At 69.6% G+C, this 2,693-nt stretch carries 2 protein-coding genes; both read right to left on the bottom strand.

What is annotated here, in order from left to right:
- On the bottom strand, nt 1-2,352 hold a 2,352-nt coding region (locus IG64_RS37045), incomplete at its 3' end, for a DUF5010 domain-containing protein (RefSeq protein ID WP_158771761.1).
- Nucleotides 2,353-2,418: 66 nt separating this feature from the next.
- Nucleotides 2,419-2,693 (bottom strand): RICIN domain-containing protein (locus tag IG64_RS39895; protein WP_199811738.1); only part of this gene is annotated, 275 nt, incomplete at its 5' end.

Genomic DNA, 2,693 nt, shown 5'->3' on the forward strand with positions numbered 1-2,693 from the left:
ACTCCCGTCCGCATCCTCCAGACAGAAACCCGACCTGGCGTTCACCAGATACCCGTTCACCGCATCCACCGACCACTGCTGCTCCTTCGAACCGTCGCACGACCCGATCCGCGCCCGGGTCCCGTTGGCGGTCCCGCCGTCCTCGGTGGTGAGGCACTTGCCCAGGACCCGCACGGAGGCGTCGGGGGCGAGCGTCCAGGTCTGGGTTCCGGTGCCGGCACAGGTGTTCAGGACGGCCTGGGTGCCGTCGGCCGCGCTGCCCTGGGCGAGGTCCACGCACTTGGAGCCGATCCCGGTGATCGGACCGGTCGGGCCCGCCGGCGCGGGGGCCGGCGGCGCGGCGATCGTGCTCGCCGTCCAGTAGTTGGCGTTCAGGGAGCCGGTCGGGAACTCCAGCCGTACCGTGTGCAGCCTGCCGGCCGGGAGCTGGAACGTGCCCGCGTCGACCGTCGTGTACTTCTGCCAGTCGCCGGTGCTGGGCACGGCCACGGTGGGACCGGCCTTGCCGTCCACCACGAAGCGGACCTGGGCGCCGTCGTTCGGCGTGGCCACCCGGGCGGCTAGTTTCACCGTGCCCTGAAGGGGCCGGCTGTTCCAGGTGAGGGACTCGCCGGGCGCGATGTCGCCGACGTTCCAGCCGCCGCCGGTGTCACCGGTGCTCTGGACGTCGATGTCACCGCTGCGATAGGTGTTCCACGCGTTGCCCGCGGTGGCTCCGGCGAACGCGTCCGCCGTCTCCGCCTCGACCTTGTACTCCGTGGGAAAGGGGTCCGTGGAGTAGCGGCGCAGGGTGTCGATCATCTGGTTGGGGTAGTCGGTCAGCCGCTCCTCGTACGTGCCGTCGGCCGTACGCGCCAGCATGGCGTTCTCCTCCCAGTCCGTGAAACCCTCGACCAGGGTGATGTCCGCGCCCGCGTTGACCGTGGCGTCCAGGGTCTGGCTGAGCTTCCTGCCGTGGTCCGCGTCCATGATCATGTTCGTGTCGCTGTTGACGACGCGGAAGCCGGGCGTGGCGATGCCGTACCGGCGGCCGTTCAGCGACGCGGCGCGGCCGGTGAGCACCCGGAAGCCGTCCACGGTGGCCGGTGCGGCGGACTTGTTCACCACCTTGATGGTGTGCGTGCCGTCCGTCAGCCCAGACTTCTCGAAGACGGTCTGCTGCGTCTTCAGCGCGCTGCCGGTGTTCAGCTTGACCGTGACGGGGGGCTGCCCGTCGACGGAGACGTCGACGCTCCCCTGGTCCGGCGCGGTGCGCGCCAGGTACTGGACGCCGGTCCCGATGAAGGAGTACGTGACGGCCGCGCCCGCCTGCGAGGACGACTGGTAGGTGTTCTTGTAGTCTCCGGCTCCGTCGGAGGTCCGGTAGTCCCAGCCGTCGCCGAACTTCAGCTGGCCGTTGTCGATCACCGGCTGGTAGGTGGCCGTCGAGGAGCCCTGGGGCAGCACGAACCAGTTGTTGACGCCGTCGATCTGTGAGATCACGCTGGGATCGCGGTCGGGCCAGCTGCTGTCGACGACGTAGTACGGGTCGACGCCGAACTCCGTCTTCGCGCGCGAGCGTGCGTACTGGAGCAGTTTGGACAGGTTGCCGTCGCCCTGGTTGGTGAACGCGAAGTCGTTGACCGACCACTCGTAGATCAGCGGGCGGCCGTCGACCTTGTAGAGCATGTCGTCCGGGATGCGGGAGAAGAACTCGCGCTGGTTGTTGTCCCAGAAGTACTGGTAGCCGCCTTCCCCGGTGCCGTCCGCGTCACCGATGTCGAAGGGGGGTGTGTAGCCGCCGGTGTGGTGGACGGCCCGGTTCTTCTTGTCGGTGAGGGTGGCGGGGGTGTCGTCCAGCGCCGCGATCTTGAGCCGGTCCGCGACACCGCGCCGTTTGATCGCGTCGACCAGCGGGGTGAGCGCCCTGGGGTCGCCCGCGCCGTCGGGGACGGCGTTGCCGGGGCCGAAGCCCCGCAGGTCGACGGCGACGAAGTCGACGCCGGCGGTGGTGAGTTCCTCGACGTAGTTGTCCCAGAAGGAGTCCGGGTCGGAGGCCTTCGGCTCGTACATCGGCCGGTTGTAGTTGTGGTTGACCGGCTGTTCGTAGGGGCCGCCCGCCAAGGTGATGTCGGAGAACCCGAACGTCACCCCCAGTGCCCCGCCCTTGCCGGGGACCCGGCCGGGCAGGACGGTTCCGCCGTCGACGACGACCGGTGTGTCGGCGGCGGCGCCCGCCGGGGCGGCCTGGGCCACCGCCGGGCCGAGCGCGACCGGGCCCAGTGCCGCCAGCGTGACCAGGCCGAGCGCGAGTGCCGTACTCGGCGCCGTGCGGCCTCGCCGGCCGGGCACAGGTCTGTGCCGTGAGAACACGTGTTTCCTCTTCTCCTAGCCGATTCTCAGATGTCGTACTGCCTGCCGCCATGGGGCGGTGGGGTGTCAGGCGGGGAGTTTCCAGAGCTGGTTGTCGGAGGCCGCACACGCCCAGATCTGGAGCTTGGTGCCGTTGGCGGAACTCGGACCCGTAGCATCCAGGCACCTGCCCGACTGCGTACCGACCAGCGTGCCGTTCGACGACTGCGCACTACCGGTCCCGCAGGTGTTCAACTGCACCACCGTACCGTTCGCCGAGACGGCACCCGCCACCTCGGCGCACTTACCGCCGTACCCGCTGACCACACCCGTCGGACGCGACGACGGCACCCCCCAGATCT

The sequence above is a fragment of the Streptomyces sp. NRRL S-340 genome (assembly GCF_000720185.1).
Taxonomy (GTDB): Bacteria; Actinomycetota; Actinomycetes; order Streptomycetales; family Streptomycetaceae; genus Streptomyces.